The organism is Paenibacillus sp. FJAT-26967, from assembly GCF_001541095.1.
Classification (GTDB): domain Bacteria; phylum Bacillota; class Bacilli; order Paenibacillales; family NBRC-103111; genus Paenibacillus_F.
In genome coordinates this window covers 205,418-220,813 of the sequence record NZ_LMXH01000001.1, presented here as the reverse complement: position 1 = coordinate 220,813, position 15,396 = coordinate 205,418, and the positions used below count along the sequence as shown (strand labels likewise).

Here is a 15,396-nt window from a genome sequence, read left to right as displayed (position 1 = left end):
GAATGCGGCCCCCTTTACAAAATTTGTATACTCATAGACGATCCATATCCTTAAAAAGTTTCTTGGAGCCTAGTGACACTGAAAAAATCATGTCAGATTATATGAAATAGTTGATTTCTCCTGTCTTAGTTTAACCTAAAGAGATTATCCTTTTTCCAGACTTCTGTAAAATAATGATTAATTATCCCGTCGGGCAAACTAGGGATGCATACGATTCTACTTCACAATCTGATGTTCACCATTCACCCAATTTCGTGCACTAGAAACATAAAATCCCCACAAACAGGAATCCATTCCTGCTTGCAGGGAGTTATACTTGTCTTTACTCTATAGAAAGTAAGATTAAACACCGCTTCCGCATTCCCTGCCCGGCAGGAGCTGCAGCAGTTCGGCAAAAGAGGAGATTCTTACGTCCGCAGCATCCAATTCGTTGTCCGAACGAAATCCCGCATAATCACAACCGATGACCCGGAGGCCGTTGCAATGACCCGCTTCCACATCCGAAGAGCGGTCGCCGACCATCCAGGCATGCTGAATGTCATGGTCCTGCAGCAGTCTTTTGACAAGATCGACCTTGGATTTGGTTCTGTATTCGCCCGCACTGTACAATCCGGTGAATAAAGGGGCCAGTCCCTTCAGTCTGATCACTTCCTTCACGTAGTCCTCCAGCCCGTTACTGGCAACAAACAAGCGGATTCCTTCGTCATGCAAAGCTTTGAGGGTAGATTCCACATCATCGTAAAGCATGCCTTCACCCTGCGCAAGGCGCTTGTCTTGTTCAAACGTAAGCAGCTCGTTGGCACGGTCTCTCACCTCGGCGGATGAATCCGGCAGCACTCTTTCCCAGATCTGTTCGAGAAGCATGCCCAGCCCTCCCAGAACCCTTTCGTCCGGCGGCGTGGGCCCTTCGTAAACCCCTTCTTCGCGAAGCGCATCAAAAGTGGCGTGATAAGCCGGAAGCAGGAGTGTTTCTGTCTTGAACAACGTTCCATCGAGGTCAAAAAGCATAGCAGCGGGTTTCTCGGTTCTATTCATAGTTGTTCTCCACATCCTATTTTTTATTTTTAGCATCGCAAATCAGAGCTCGGCTTGTCAATGAAACGTCTCACATCCTTACCCGCTTCGTGAACTTTAAAAAGCCGTAAAAGAAAATCTCTATTGATGTTCCCCTGAAAATATTTTAAAATGAATATGAAAATCTTTTTCTTAAGGAAAGATATTTTCACTAAAATTTTTTTCATAAAGGTGCGATTTCCCATGTCCAGTATTCTTCGTGCCATTGAGGAAAAAAAGCACGGGCTTAACCGTCAGGAACAGGTTCTCGCCATTTACATTCTGGATCACGCGAATCAAGTTGTCCGGATGGGAATCACTGAGCTCGCAGAGCACTCTACCACGAGTCCTGCCACCATATCACGTTTCTGCAAATCTTTTCATTTCCAGGGATTCACCGATTTCAAGTTTCAGCTTGGAGCCGAACTTGCCATGCAGCCGTCGGGCCAGTCCTATCAGGACATCGTAGCCGGCAATCCGCTGGACAAGATCGTATCGGCTATCGAAGCCAATCACATGCGCTCCATTGCGGACACGACCCGCCTGCTGGACCTGAAGCAGGTACAATTGGCCGTCGATACCCTGCAGAATGCGCGCCGGATTGATTTGTACGGCGTGGCTACATCCGGTGTCGTCGCCCTTGATTTCTACCAGAAACTCGTCCGGATCGGCAAAAGCGCCACCGCCTTGTCCGATCCGCACATGCAGGTCACTTCCGCTTCCAATCTGGTTCCCGGAGATGTCGCCTTTGCGGTTTCCTACTCCGGGGACACGCCAGAGACCATACAAGCCCTCCGCTGCGCTCAGGAACAGGGGGCTACTACTATCAGTTTAACCAAGTATGGTTCGAATCCTCTGGCCGACCTTGCCGACATCCAATTGTTTGCATCGACACTGGAAGAAGGAATGCGCCGGGGCGATATGGCATCCCGCATCGCCCAACTGCATGTCATTGACATTCTGTTCACAAGTATGGTCAGTGAACGTTTTGACGAACATGTACCTCGTCTGGAAAGAACGTACCAAATGGTCCGTAAATATCGAAGCAAAGGGAGAGAATAGAATGATCATTCATCAGTTTAGCAGCCAGCAGGAATTAAACGAGGCAGGTGCGGGAATTATTGCCGCTCTTGTACAGACGAAACCGGATGCCGTACTGGGTCTGGCTACTGGAAGCACACCGATCGGCATTTACGAAGAACTGGTAAAAGCTTATAAAAAAGGCCGTGTCAGCTTCAAATCCGTCTCCACTTACAATCTGGATGAATATGTCGGCCTTCCCGTCGATCACCCGGAAAGCTACCATTCTTATATGAATCAGCACTTGTTCAGTCACATCGATGCAGCTCCTGAACGTATCCGGATCCCCAACGGCAATGCAGCGGATCTGCAAGAAGAGTGCGCGAGCTATAACCGCGAACTGGAAGAAGTTAAGCAGGTGGACCTGCAGATCCTCGGTCTCGGACATAACGGGCATATCGGTTTCAATGAACCGGCCGATTCTTTGCAGAACGGCACGCACCTGGTTGAGCTGGATCACAAGACGCGGGAAGCAAATGCACGCTTCTTCCCTTCGATCGACGATGTTCCGACTCACGCTCTTACAATGGGCGTAGGCACCATTCTAAAAGCCAAAATGCTGCTTCTTGTCGTACGCGGCGCCGACAAGGCGGAGATTCTTCACCGCGCGCTGACAGGTCCGATTACGACTCAGTGTCCGGCAAGCCTGCTGCAGACTCACCCGAATCTGGTTGTTCTTCTTGACGCTGAGGCTGGGAGGTTGTTTCAATGAGCGCTTCAAACAGTAAAGAGCGCGTTCTGATCACCAATGCCCGTATTGTAACCGAGAACAGAATCATTGAGAACGGTTCCCTGCTGGCCGTTGACGGACGGATCGAGCAGATATTCAGCGCGGATGAAACCGCGCAGCTGGATCTTGCGGGAGCTATTGATGCGGGCGGCAGCTGGCTGCTTCCCGGCTTCATCGATGTGCACGTTCACGGCGGAGCAGGCGCGGACTTCATGGATGCATCCGCTGAATCGCTGGATACGATTACCCGTTTTCACAGCACGAACGGTACGACTGCAATGCTCGCAACTACCGTTACCGGCCCGCAGGAAGCTCTTGATGCGGCCATCACTGCAACCGATGCGTATATTCGTGCCGGAATGCCTTATGCGCAGCTGATCGGCGTACATCTGGAAGGCCCCTTCATTTCGCCGAAGTGGAGCGGCGCCCAGAACCCCGAGTATATCGTGCTGCCGACTACCGAGTGGCTGAAGGACTGGCAGGAGCGCTTCCCCGGCGTCGTCAAAATGATGACACTCGCCCCGGAGCGGGAAGGAGCTCTTGAAGTGATCGAGTGGCTGAGCAGCAACGGAATCGTGGCGGCAGCTGGCCACACGGACGCTGACTATGATACCATTCAGCGTGCCGTCGATCACGGTCTCAGTCATGCGGTGCATACCTTCAACGCGATGACTCCGCTTCACCACCGCAATCCGGGTACGGTCGGAGCGGTACTGACGGATCCGCGCATCCACGCGGAAATCATTGCGGATGGTGTGCACGTACATCCAGCAGGCATTAAGCTGCTGACGATGGCCAAGACGAAGCATAACCTGATTCTGATCACCGATGCGATGTCCGCTGCCGGCCTGCAAGACGGCAACTATAAGCTTGGCGGTCTGGATGTCATCATGACAGACGGCGTCTGCCGGCTCAAAGAGGGCAACTCACTGGCCGGAAGTACGCTGACGATGATCGAAGGCTTCAAATTCCTGGTCAACCGCGTCGGCGTCAGTGTCCAGCAGGCAAGTGAGTATGCGAGCGGCAACCCGGCCCGCCAGATGGGTGTGGCGGACCGTATGGGTTCCATCGAACGCGGCAAACAGGCTGATCTCGTCCTGGTCAGCCCGTCCCTGGACCTGGAACGCGTATGGGTACTCGGCCGTGAGCTTTCACTTGATTTCAAATAAGCTGCAGCTAACAAAAAAGCAGCCTCCGACCTCCACTGTCAAAGTGGATTCCGGAGGCTGCTTTTTGTGCTGATTATGCTCCATCACCGGCGGCTTCACCAGCGGCAGCGGCTCTATCCGCTGCGTTAACTCATCGTACGGGATTTGAACATGCGGTGAAGACCAATCGTGGCGGCACCGATTGCCGCTCCGTACTCTTTCCATTGAGGCGCCTTCACCGGGGTAGGCACAAGCGCAGCTTCCGACTTCTGGATTTCCTCAGCCAGCTTGCTGAAGAACGCTTCATTCTGCGCGATCCAGCCGCTTAGAATAAGCTGCTCCGGACTCAGCAGTTGAAGAACATCGCCGCAGTAAGCGGCTATACCCCGGATAATCCCGTTCAGTTCGGACGCCAGCGGCTCCACGCCGCCTATACCCAGCTCCACGAACCGCTGGATAATGTGAGTGGGGTCCATATCACTGAAGTGATCCGGATACGAATCCATCAGCCGTTTGGACAGGTATTTGGTGCTATAGGGGGCAAAATTCTGAATGCGTCCCGCACGTTCATTCCGGCCCCTATAAATCTGATTGTTGAGAACTAGTCCTGCTCCGACTCCATAATCAATCAGAATGTAAACGATAGTCTGCAAGCCTTTAGCCGTTCCGTTAAATCGCTCGGCAAAGCCAGCCGCGTCAAGATCGTTGACAAGATGCATCGGAATACCAAATTCTTCGAAGAGCAAAGTCCGGAGAGGAAAGTTCTGGAGGCCCAGATACGTCGAGTTGACGATGTTCTCCCGTTTCTCATCGATACGGCCCGGAATGGAAATGCCCATCCAGCGGATAGTACTGAGCTGAGCAGACTGATTGCTGAGAAAAGAGCGAATCAGCTTGGGCAGCTCGATCCGGATCGTATCCTCGCCGAATAGCGGCTGGAGCCGTTCCGCTGCGAGCACCTTGCCCCGAAGGTCCAGCAGAACACAGCGCGCAGGCGCATTGGACAAATCTACGCCCAGGACGCAGCCTCCTTCCGCATGAATGTCCAGCAGCGTCATCCGGCGGCCGACTCCTGAACCGGCCGTACCTGTTTCGCGCACCAGACCCTCCTGGATAGCGTCCTCCATCAAAACGGAAACGGTCGTCGGGCTCAGCCTTGTCTTACGGGCCAGCTCCACTCTGGAGATCGGACCCTGCTCATAAATGTAATTCAGCAGTAAAGATTTGTTAATCTCACGCAGCATCTGTTGATTGCCGATTTGATTCATAGTTACCTACTCCCTGCAAAGCCATATTCTCGTTCATTTTCTTACTCCTTCTCACCCACCTTGCAGTCTGGCTGTCTAAGATTTCACAATTGCAGGTTCTCCAGATCCATTCTTCTATCCCCATACAAAATCAGTTTTCCTAATAAATTACACGGTCATCCCCTAGTCCCCGTTATGAGCTTTGCGCCGCAGTCCCTGCCAGATCAGAATAAAGCCTGTCATACCGATCAGTGAAACGCCTGCTCCGATTCCGTACATTTTGGCGGCCCCCAGTGTATCATACATCCAGCCGCCCGCAAATCCGGCGAAAATCCCCGAAACACCGCCCCAAGTCAACGCAAAAGCCGCCTGACCCGACGCTCTGAACTGGGAAGGAATCAGATGTGCGGTCAAATTCGTCCCGATGTAATAATAGCCTCCGAACGTCAGGCAGTGAAAGAGCTGAATAAAGATAAGCTGGGCCGGACTGTCCACAATTGTCATGAACATCCAGCGGATGCTGAACAGCAAACTGACTAGAGCTAAACATGCAAACATGGTTCTTGAATCTTTTTTGAGATAGCGGTCCAACAGCAGGAATACAGGCGCCTCAAAGACAGAAGACAAAAATGCCGCCCACCCGATCCAAGTTGCCGATCCGCCCATTTGTGTCAAATAAATAGAAACGAATGTAGAGTTGATGGAGTTCGGTACCGAGATCAGAATACCGAGCAGAAGCAGCAGCAGAAAGGTCCGGTTCTTGATTAGATTACGAAAGCCGCCCCCGGGGATCGTTCCTACAGAAGCTGCCTGTTTGGGCTGTGAAATACTAAACACGAACAAGAGTGAAGTCAGCAGGACACCGCTGTACAGCCACCACAAATTCTCGATGCCGATCTTCGTCAGCAAAGGCCCCGCCAGAACAGCGGCAAATGCCCATCCCAGTGATCCCCACAGCCGGAAAGTGCCGAATTTATGAGGCGTATTCTCGATAGTGCTGAGAATCAGACTGTTGCTCTGAGAGAAGATAGGACTTTGGAAAAAGAAATACATCAGCAGAACCACGTACAGCCATGAAAAAGACTGCAGATGAAAAACAGGCTGAACGACAATCAGGCTGCATACGACCAGCACGATCAAGATCTTGCGGATGTTCTGCGTACGATCGCTCCAGTAGCCCCAGAACGGATTCGCTAGAATAGAAACAAACGGACCGCCCGCCATCAGCATCCCGATCTGGAAGGGCGTCAGTCCATTTTTCAGGAATAGAAGCGGCAAATAAGTAAATAAAAGAGAGAATGCGCTGTACAAGAATACGATGTACAGCTTGAACATAGTAAATGAGCGCCGGTCGGCGGCTCCAGTCGTCATGAGAGTATACTCCTTTATGATTCGGTTCTGAGCGGGACGAGCCTGATCCGTCATACCAGTCGGGGCCGGGGAAAGCTTCCGCTCCCAGGCCCCCATGGTATTCTTATGGACCGCAGGGCCGTGTCAGCCTCTGTGACGGCTATGGCAGCCGCTTAAGCATCGACGCGTTCACTCTGCGGCTTCAGTACGGCAGCCACTTCATCTGCGCTGACTTCGCGCCCGATAGCGTCTGACAGATACATCCCTTCGCTGATCAGCATCGTCTGAAGAGCAATATCCTTGGTCGGAAGTAGTCCGGTTCTTCCTTGCAGTACGGCAATCCAGTGCCTTTGAGAAGAGTCGTAAGCATCCTCGCCATCACGAATCCGGTGCCAGCGCAGATCGGCCGCATCGACATCTATGCTTGTGTCCATATCCATATCACAGCGTGTCGAGAAGTAGTTGAGCTTGTTCTCCCCCGGAGCATTGTTAGGCAGGCGGAGGCCGCCTTTTGAGCCCAGAATGGAGCTTCCCTCGAATGCATTCATGTGAACCGCCCATGATTCCACGATGTCCATCGTCATGCCTTTCTCAAATCGTACAAAACCGAGTGCCAGTTCCTCTACATCAAATCCGGACGATTCGCGGCGTCCTTGGTCCATATCCATTTCCTGGTACAACTTGCCGGAAATACGCTCCACTTTGGGCATATCGAGCAAATACAACATTCTGGAGATATGATAGACGCCCATATCGAGCAGCGCGCCGCCAGCAGCCGTTGCCTTCCTTGTAAAAGCCGGTGTGCCGTAGCCGTCTACAAATGGCCTGTTACGCCGTCTATAGCCTGTAGAACGGGCATGGAACAGTTTACCGAGCTCCCCGCCCTCTATAAGAGCTTTGGCCACCTTCGTGTCTTTCTTGTACAATGTCGCAAGCTGAATATGAAGATGGCGGCCGGTTTCCAGCGATGCATCGACCATGGACTTGCCATCGGCATATGTGCCTGCGATAGGCTTCTCACAGTAGACATGTTTGCCTGCCTGCATAGCTGCAATCGATACCGGAGCATGGAGATTATTGTGCAGACAGACATCAACGGCATCCAGATCGTCGCGCTCTAACAGCTTGTTGTAATCGGTGTATACGTGAGGTATCCCGTACACTTCCGATACGCGGCGCGCCTCCGCTTCGTTCACATCACACACCGCGACAATCTCGACACCAGGTATGCCTTTGTATTCGTCCAAATGCAGTTTGCCGATTTGGCCTGCACCGATCAGACCGATTTTTACAGTTTTCATGAGAATTACGCCTCCTTGTGTAGATCTTCTTCACTTTGCAGCAGCAAATGCTTAACCGTTGCCAATAACCATTCCACTTCCGTATAAGGTTCTTTCATAGCATGGTGCTCTACGCCCCAATACCCGTCGAAGCCGTTATTGCGGAGCATGCGGATCGTCTCGACAGCATCCGCAGAAGCCGCAGCGCCCACGTCAAAATGAGTATGTACGGTCCAGGGAGAGATCATTTCATCCCCTTTATCTTTCTCTTGATCCCAGCGTCCGATATGAAGCAGGAAGCCGTAGGAAGGATGGTCCACCGCCTCTGCCAGCCGTTTCATTTCGGAAGGTACAAGCGAAGGGCCCATATGGTTCTCCGGACCGATCATGAAGCCGTTCTCCTTCGCGATCTTACAATATTCACGGTAACGTCCGGCTACATAATCAAGCTCCTCCTCCGAGAATGAGGACTGTCCGCGTCCGCCTGTATCAATACGTACCGTCTTAGCGCCCAGACGGATAGAAGCTTCTATATACTCCAGCGCGTTTTTGTGAAGCGCTTCCCTTTTATCGGGGTCAGCGTCCCACAGATGTGCCCCGTCTATCGCGATATTTACAAGCGTCATGCCTCTTTCATCAAGGCCGCGGCGGATTTTATTCAGGAATTCTTTGTCCGGCAGTTTGAGCAGCGGGTCCGAACGGTCGGCAAACTGTCCGTTCCACAGATCCACCGTGCTCAGTCCGTAGCGGTATCTGACCGTTTCCAGATAGCCGAATACATCCATCGTTCCATTTAAAAAAGACTGATTGAATGAAAAGCCGCCAACCGACAATTTCATAAGATAAATCCTCCTCATAATTAATTGTTCCAGTGGACAAATTAATTAAATAAATGAAAAAGTGAACGGTGTCCACTTTGTTTTGATCTTAAACCCGCTGATGGCGGATGTCAACCATAAATTGACGATTCAAAAGAATAATTCTCCTTTTTTCTATTCAAATGAGGATGTACTCTCGGCGGGTTGGGAGAAGCGGCTGATTCAGCGGATGGCGTCCATGCCAGAATATCTTCTTTACGAAAATTTCGCATCGCCTTCCTTGCATAACAATAAGCCTGGATCTGATCTCCATGGACAGTCACAGGACGTACGTCCCGCTTGCTGATTGTTCCTTCTCGGTCCATATAAATAATACTGACTTTACGCCCCAGATACCGCTCCATAGTCGCCATACCGATCCTCCTCCAAATAAAAAAAATAAGAACATTTGTTCTTATTATATCTCTACAGTTTCTTTCTTGCAAGAGGAACTCTCTGCCATTCTGCGGGCTATACGGTCCTGTCTATTTCGGTATCTTTCCCGCGTTGCAAGCAACAAAAAAACCGGACGTCCTCAGACGTGCCGGTTGCTGTAGGCCATTCGGGTATCTACCGTGATGCTAAGAACATGCCCATTGGATTCATATTCGATTCCGGGGGTTTTCTGACCGTAATACCACCATTTCTCAGCTGTATCCGCTGCCTCTTCCATGTAAAAAAGGTTCAGCTCGTCACGAAAATCAGCGATTTCCCTCGCAATATCCAAGTCAACATCGCTGACTTTGAAGCACCAGCCGCCCGCAACCCGGGACAATTGTATCTGTCCCCCGGTTTGGTCCGTATCGAGCAGCATCCGGCTTCCTACTGCGTGCTTAACATACAAGCGATGATTCGAGCTCATCTGTATAACCCCTTTCCAATGCGGCGAATTCAGGGTAAATCAATTAACATGATCCGTGCACCGGCACTGCTTTCAATTATTAGAGAAGCAGTATCCGTGATACGCGCGGAATCTCTCCTGTTAAGTTCATTTACGCCATTCAACGTTACTTTTCCTTCAAGAACCATAAAAAATATACGTCTGCCTTCCGACTGTTCAAAAGAAAGCTTTCTTCCGGGATCCAGATCCGACAAGTAAAGGGTCAAGTCCTGATGAATAGAAGCAATGTTCGGCCCGGTTTGCGCCTTGGAGACAACAGGCAGCAGATGATTCTTCATCTCTGCGGGATTGAATTCGGTTGTTTCGTAGGATGGGGCCAGACCCCGTTCTTCCGGGTCAAACCACATTTGCAGCAAACATACCTCTTCTTTACCCGGATTCACCTCTGAATGAATAATACCGGTACCGGCCGTCATTCTTTGGACACCTCCAAAGGTTGTAATGGCCCGGTGCCCCGTACTGTCCTGATGCTCGAGCTGTCCTTCAAGTACAATCGAGACAATCTCCATCTCCCGGTGCGGATGAGCGCCAAAGCCTCTTCCACCTTGGACATAATCATCGTTCAGAACACGCATTGGACCAAAACGGCTGTTTTCAGGGTCATAGTACTCGCCAAACGAGAAACTGAAATGACTAACGAGCCAGCCCAGATCCGTGGAAAAGCGCGATGCCGCGGGATAATGCAAAATCATTCATGTTCACTCTCCTTATTCAGGGATTATTCTATTCTATGTAGTATGTTACCCTTTTAACTTACAAGCAACTATAATACCAGTTATTTGTTTCTTCTCATTTTGTCACTCTTTTGTTACCCTTCGGAAAGCATTTAAAGCTACAATATGTATTAGGACCAAGTCATAAAAAAAGTCCGTTCGAACTAAACGGAAAATTTTCCAGAAAACCGTTTCATATTGGAAAATAGAGGGTAATTAATTTTACCGGTTTTTAATCTTTATCATTTTTATTCTTCAGATCCGCTATAATGTTTTTGATTCTCTTAGGAAGCGGCAAGCCGAGCCGTCCATAATTTTCGGTAATAGAAATCAATTCATTCATAAGATAGAAGTAAACAGCCGCATTCATAATTACATCGGTCTGCATCATCACATCTATACGATGCGCCAGTAATATAACGAGCAGTATGAAACCTTTCTTGGCCAGTCCCCAGAATCCGACATTGCTGTTGAGACCGGATTTTTCTTTCAACACAGCTGCTACGCCGGTGATATAATCAATGGCTATCGCAACAAGAAGCAGCTTAATAAGATCGGACCATCCGCCGAAAGCAAACGTAATTACAGAGGCAGCGAAAGCGGTAAGGCCTCCGGCAATCGACTGGTTCATAATTATCCCCCCTTCCTCTCTGCTATTCTATGTATCTAGCAGCGAAAGGGAACGACGCTTAGCTTACTATCTTACTTAATTTTCTAGTGAAATGAACAGATTCATGGCGAAACTTTTGTGAGTCCCCGATCGTTATAAGAATAAGTCCAAAAACAGCAAAAAACCGCCCGGTCGCACCCGGACGGCATCTAAATGAAATAGCTGAATTAGTAAGTAGAGAATAAGTACAATATTTACAGGACGCGTTTAGCTCCCACATAACGGGAACCCCAGTAAGAACTGCCTAAGCTGTCCACTGTAACACCATCGTTCGTAGCTGAAATGAACTTGTTAGATCCGACATAAATTCCGACATGTTGCATTTTGGAGTTGCTTGCAAAGAATACGAGATCACCTGGTTGCGGGCTCGAAACTTTATATCCTGCCTGGGCGTACATGCTGGCGGAGGATCTTGGTAAATCCACTCCATGCTTGTCAAACACGTAGCCTACAAAACCCGAACAATCAAAACCGGATGGCGTAGTTCCACCATAGACATAGCGGACGCCTTTGTATTTATTGGCTGTCTCAAGGATCGTGCTGCCCTTGGAGCTGCTGGACGTTGCTGCTTGAACAACTGGCGGTTTAGGTGCATACCATGCAGGTGCATGATATTTACCATCTTCGTTAAAAATAGCAATGGTGTTCTTATCGTCCCACTGTACACGGATGTTCAAGGAATCCGCAAGAAAACGCATCGGAACATAGACGGTGCTGTCAATAAACTGTGCTTTGCTCGGCAATGTAATCTTCTTGCCATCCACGAGAGCTGTCTTTTCTCCCGTTGTAAAAGTGACTTTGTGTCCATTCCCATTCACCGTAAGACTCATCTGTGACCCCGAGCGTGTCCAATCTACTTTTGCTCCCAAATCTTCAGCAACAACCCGAAGCGGAATCATGAGATTACTACTGGAGTCAATAAAAGGCTTTAAACTTCCGGTGTTAACTAGCGTATCGTTGACCTGAACCTTAGCGGTGCGTGCGGAGGATGCTTCAACATCAGTTGCCGACAATAAACCCGCTGTTACTACTGCGCATGAAACCACGATGCTCTGTACCCAAATCTTCAAAACTATTTTCCTCCTTGCAGCCTCCGAGGTTAGTTGACGGGTTCGGGAAGAGAGGTTCCCTAGCTAGTAAAATCACACGCATTCACCCCAATGAAAAGTCCCCCGTACCGATGGCTTTGATTCATCGGATTCGGCATTTGTAGAAATTGTGTCCTATGACACTCTTCAAAAGGTTAACATAATTTACAAAGCGGGACAACCCTTTTTCTTGTGTCCATTTTTCAACAACTCTCGGATAAAAACCCTTCCGTTAATTAAAACTACTGAAAACGGACCGTAAGGAGGGTTAAAAATGAAACGGCTTACAGCTGCAGCCGGATTAGCAGCAGTCCTCTTCATAAGCGCGACCGCATGCGTTCCCGTCAAAGATCCGAGTCCTCATTCTGCTGTATTGGAACCGGATCCGAACCGGTATATTCCGCATTCCCTGACAGCCGAACCTCCAGCTCCAGCTCCTTCTGCGCTTTGGCATCCTCCTGCTGATCCCGACATTCCTAGAGATTTGCCCGTGAAGCCTTCCGCATCACCGGCGGCCAAAGCTCCAGCTGAATGGACCAAAAGAACGCTGAAGATCCCTTTTCCAAAGAGCAGCCCCTCTGCACAATCAAGATCAGCAGTGCGAAAGCCCGCTCTTCCCGTTCAAAAGCTTCAGCAGGCGGAGCAAAGGCAGCAGAGCGCCCAGCGCAAACTTACGCTCTCAGAAATACACCGTAAATATCCTTCCGTGTTCCGCCTGAGAGGTCCTTCGCGGGGCGGTAAAATAGCGCTCACCTTTGACGATGGCCCGGATTTGAAATTCACGCCGCAAATACTGGACATTCTCCGGGAGCACCGGGTAAAAGCTACTTTTTTTGTCATTGGCAGCCGTGCCAAAGCGCATCCCGAACTGATTAGACGGATGGTAAGAGAGGGTCATGTGGTAGGCAACCATTCATTCAGCCACCCTTATTTCCCCAAGCTGAGTGAAGATAAGTTTGCAGCTCAAATAATGGACACGCAGTATATACTCAAACCGCTAACCGGTTATAGTCCCAAGCTTATCCGTCCTCCTTACGGAGCCATTAGTGAGGACCAGGTAAAGTGGATCGCCAATCGCCAGCTTCTCATCGTAAACTGGGATGTCGATTCCTTGGATTGGAAGGGTCTAGCAAGTCAAGAGGTGATTCAGAATGTCCAGGGACATGCACATGCCGGATCGGTTGTTCTTCAGCACAGTGCCGGAGGCACGGAGAAGCACAACCTGAGCGGAACCGTAGAGGCTCTGCCTCAATTAATCCGTCATTTTAGAGCTGAAGGATATAAACTTGTTACAATCCCCGAGCTTCTGCAAACGACTAAAAGCAAATAAACCGTGAGACGCTTGAATAAGACACAAAAAGGGTGAAGGAGCATTAAGCTCCCTCACCCTCACCACAAGCGATTATTTAAGGATATACACTTTGACGTTCTGATATCCGAAATTGTTCACTTTTTCTTTGGATCCCGGTACAAATATATCAATTCGGTTGCCTTTAATAGCGCCCCCGATATCCGTTGCCTTAGCTATCATGCCTTTAGCCGGCAAGCCATCGAATGAATAGCCTGTCACATACACGGTCGTTCCGAGCGGAATGACCTTAGGATCTACCGCAATCGTTCCGACTTTCAATTTGTTGCCGAAATAATCAAGGCCGGCATATCCGCCGTTTTCACTCGGGTCCGCGGAATAAGCGGACGCTTTGATGTTAAGCATGTTTTTGTAAGGAATCTGTTTGCCAGCCGCTGTCGTAACGACACGGCTAGAACTTGCAGCAGCCTTCGCGGGTACTGATTTCTTAACCGGCGTTTTCTTCGCGGCAGGCTTCTTCTCCGCCGCTTTCTTAACCGGCTTCGCAGCGCTCTTATCAGGCTCCGCAGCCTTTTGAATAGCTTTGGAAGCTTGCAGCGCGGCCGTTTTCGGTACGGTATCAACTGCTGCTTTTGCAGCCGGCACTGGAGGTGTTACAATCTCGGCTTTTAAATCCGATAGTTGGTGAAGATTAATCTCATTTAAAATTTTCAACTTTAACCCTTGAGGAAGATCCAGCGGGTCGGCTTCCGGATTCAAAGCCAGCAGATCAAGCACATCCATCTGAACTTGTGCTGCCAAATTCCACAAAGAACTAGATTCCGAGAGAATAATAGTCTGTGTCCCGGACAGCAGCAAAGACGGATCCCTATATGTTACTTCCGAGTTCAGACTGGCGGGAATTGCGACCTCCTGCAAGGATTTGGCCAACTTCCAGTGTAAATGACTCTCCGCCTTAGCAGCATCAGCAGCCCGGGTCGGTACCCCCGATAAGGTTACGATGGCTCCAAGAACAAGTACTGCGCATGTTTTTTTCCAATGATGTGTGAACTTCATAGCTGTGTGTACGCTCCTTCTCGGTATTGCCTACGAGGTTAGTTGTCGGGTTCGGGCTGAGAAGTAGCCCACGCTGCTGACAGCGTTCACCCCAATCGGATTATGAGGGCGGCTTGCCCGTCTATCCGAAAATCATCCCCCGCACCCCAGCTTCTTTGTAAATCCAAACAGAAACGTAAAGGTTTCGGCGCTATACACAAGCTATCACAGGAAAACTATCAATCAAACACACACAAATTGGTAATTAACTTATTTTTCATTTTTTTAATCAAACAGATTCTTTATGAAAACCCGCTATTCCCTAGAAAAATTGTAATGCATCAACGTATCGTTTCGGTCCGCACTAGTCTTCAAGAATTAACACTGTTTTCATAATACACTCATTCACTTTTAATCAAATTCTCATTTTGTATACCCGTCTCATCTATCTTTCACAGAAGTCAAGACGGGGTCTTACTTCCGCTTTTCCTTAAGCGAAGCATAGGCGGAAGCACTTGTAGCTTCTACGGAAGGGGCTGTTTTTCCCGCCATAATCTCATCATAGGGCCGGAAGGAAGGTCCTTCCAGGTGTTTGAATTCGTTAGGTTTACGCAAACTTACGGCTACTGCTGCAAGAACAAGCAATCCAATCAATAAACTTAAAGCGATTCCCATGTAAAAAGCAACCTCCTTGTCCGTTCTTGTATCTGCCTGCTCCGCAGAGAACGAACTTCATATTCCCATTTCAACAAAATCCAAGAAAATTAGCGGCAATAATTCTAAGCTGCAGACATCTCACTAGTTAGGACAATCTTATACTTCTATAAATTATAGACAGCTCCAGAGAGTAATAAGTTACGGTTAATTAGTAAGTTTATAAAAAATTTCCATATAACATAAGAAAAACGGAATTTCCGACAGAGTCGGTTTCCGCT

16 protein-coding genes and 2 riboswitches are annotated in these 15,396 nt (G+C 49.3%); of the genes, 4 read left to right on the top strand and 12 right to left on the bottom strand.

Going from position 1 to position 15,396, the window contains the following annotated elements:
- Nucleotides 1-342: 342 nt before the first annotated feature.
- A complete protein-coding gene (locus AR333_RS01025; protein WP_068773500.1) occupies nucleotides 343-1,035 on the bottom strand; it encodes an HAD family hydrolase in 693 nt (230 codons plus the stop codon).
- A gap of 222 nt (nucleotides 1,036-1,257) precedes the next feature.
- On the opposite strand from AR333_RS01025, the gene AR333_RS01015 reads away from it, so the two are divergent.
- From AR333_RS01015 to nagA, 3 genes are read left to right on the top strand one after another with little or no spacing between them, the layout of a single operon-like run.
- A complete protein-coding gene (locus tag AR333_RS01015) occupies nucleotides 1,258-2,115 on the top strand; it encodes a MurR/RpiR family transcriptional regulator (RefSeq protein ID WP_068773498.1) in 858 nt (285 codons plus the stop codon).
- A gap of 1 nt (nucleotide 2,116) precedes the next feature.
- Complete coding sequence (gene nagB / locus AR333_RS01010) at nucleotides 2,117-2,845, top strand: glucosamine-6-phosphate deaminase (RefSeq protein WP_068773497.1); 729 nt, start codon at nucleotides 2,117-2,119, stop codon at nucleotides 2,843-2,845.
- Nucleotides 2,842-4,032: an N-acetylglucosamine-6-phosphate deacetylase gene (gene nagA, locus AR333_RS01005; protein WP_068773496.1), complete on the top strand. Its 1,191-nt coding sequence runs from the start codon at nucleotides 2,842-2,844 to the stop codon at nucleotides 4,030-4,032. Before nagB ends, nagA begins: the two co-directional genes overlap by 4 nt.
- 125 nt (nucleotides 4,033-4,157) lie before the next feature.
- On the opposite strand, the gene AR333_RS01000 is transcribed toward nagA, so the two are convergent.
- From AR333_RS01000 to AR333_RS00960, 9 genes are all read right to left on the bottom strand, one after another.
- On the bottom strand, nucleotides 4,158-5,279 hold the full coding sequence (locus AR333_RS01000; protein ID WP_068773495.1) for an ROK family transcriptional regulator: 1,122 nt from the start codon (nucleotides 5,277-5,279) through the stop codon (nucleotides 4,158-4,160).
- 162 nt (nucleotides 5,280-5,441) lie between these two features.
- On the bottom strand, nucleotides 5,442-6,629 hold the full coding sequence (locus AR333_RS00995) for an MFS transporter (protein WP_068773494.1): 1,188 nt from the start codon (nucleotides 6,627-6,629) through the stop codon (nucleotides 5,442-5,444).
- 152 nt (nucleotides 6,630-6,781) lie between these two features.
- Nucleotides 6,782-7,909: a Gfo/Idh/MocA family protein gene (locus AR333_RS00990; RefSeq protein ID WP_068773493.1), complete on the bottom strand. Its 1,128-nt coding sequence runs from the start codon at nucleotides 7,907-7,909 to the stop codon at nucleotides 6,782-6,784.
- 5 nt (nucleotides 7,910-7,914) lie between these two features.
- Nucleotides 7,915-8,727 carry a sugar phosphate isomerase/epimerase gene (locus AR333_RS00985; RefSeq protein ID WP_068773492.1) on the bottom strand — a complete coding sequence of 271 codons (813 nt, stop codon included), beginning with the start codon at nucleotides 8,725-8,727 and terminating at the stop codon, nucleotides 7,915-7,917.
- Between the two features lie 110 nt (nucleotides 8,728-8,837).
- Complete coding sequence (locus tag AR333_RS24855; RefSeq protein WP_068773491.1) at nucleotides 8,838-9,119, bottom strand: hypothetical protein; 282 nt, start codon at nucleotides 9,117-9,119, stop codon at nucleotides 8,838-8,840.
- Nucleotides 9,120-9,280: 161 nt separating this feature from the next.
- Nucleotides 9,281-9,607: a hypothetical protein gene (locus AR333_RS00975; RefSeq protein ID WP_068773490.1), complete on the bottom strand. Its 327-nt coding sequence runs from the start codon at nucleotides 9,605-9,607 to the stop codon at nucleotides 9,281-9,283.
- Nucleotides 9,608-9,636: 29 nt separating this feature from the next.
- Nucleotides 9,637-10,338, bottom strand: coding sequence for a pirin family protein (locus tag AR333_RS00970; RefSeq protein ID WP_068773489.1), 702 nt, complete (start codon nucleotides 10,336-10,338; stop codon nucleotides 9,637-9,639).
- Between the two features lie 253 nt (nucleotides 10,339-10,591).
- The gene (locus AR333_RS00965) at nucleotides 10,592-10,990 is read right to left on the bottom strand and encodes a holin family protein (RefSeq protein ID WP_068773488.1); all 399 of its coding nucleotides are present in this window, start codon (nucleotides 10,988-10,990) and stop codon (nucleotides 10,592-10,594) included.
- 233 nt (nucleotides 10,991-11,223) lie between these two features.
- Nucleotides 11,224-12,099, bottom strand: coding sequence for an NlpC/P60 family protein (locus AR333_RS00960; protein WP_068773487.1), 876 nt, complete (start codon nucleotides 12,097-12,099; stop codon nucleotides 11,224-11,226).
- Nucleotides 12,100-12,102: 3 nt separating this feature from the next.
- Nucleotides 12,103-12,245: riboswitch (cyclic di-AMP (ydaO/yuaA leader) on the bottom strand.
- Nucleotides 12,246-12,391: 146 nt separating this feature from the next.
- Here AR333_RS00960 and AR333_RS00955 point away from each other — a divergent pair.
- Nucleotides 12,392-13,447: a polysaccharide deacetylase family protein gene (locus AR333_RS00955; protein ID WP_068773486.1), complete on the top strand. Its 1,056-nt coding sequence runs from the start codon at nucleotides 12,392-12,394 to the stop codon at nucleotides 13,445-13,447.
- A gap of 72 nt (nucleotides 13,448-13,519) precedes the next feature.
- On the opposite strand, the gene AR333_RS00950 is transcribed toward AR333_RS00955, so the two are convergent.
- Nucleotides 13,520-14,482, bottom strand: coding sequence for a 3D domain-containing protein (locus AR333_RS00950; RefSeq protein WP_068773485.1), 963 nt, complete (start codon nucleotides 14,480-14,482; stop codon nucleotides 13,520-13,522).
- Between the two features lie 12 nt (nucleotides 14,483-14,494).
- A riboswitch (cyclic di-AMP (ydaO/yuaA leader) is annotated at nucleotides 14,495-14,682 on the bottom strand.
- 253 nt (nucleotides 14,683-14,935) lie between these two features.
- Nucleotides 14,936-15,136 carry a hypothetical protein gene (locus tag AR333_RS00945; protein ID WP_068773484.1) on the bottom strand — a complete coding sequence of 67 codons (201 nt, stop codon included), beginning with the start codon at nucleotides 15,134-15,136 and terminating at the stop codon, nucleotides 14,936-14,938.
- Nucleotides 15,137-15,396 lie beyond the last annotated feature (260 nt).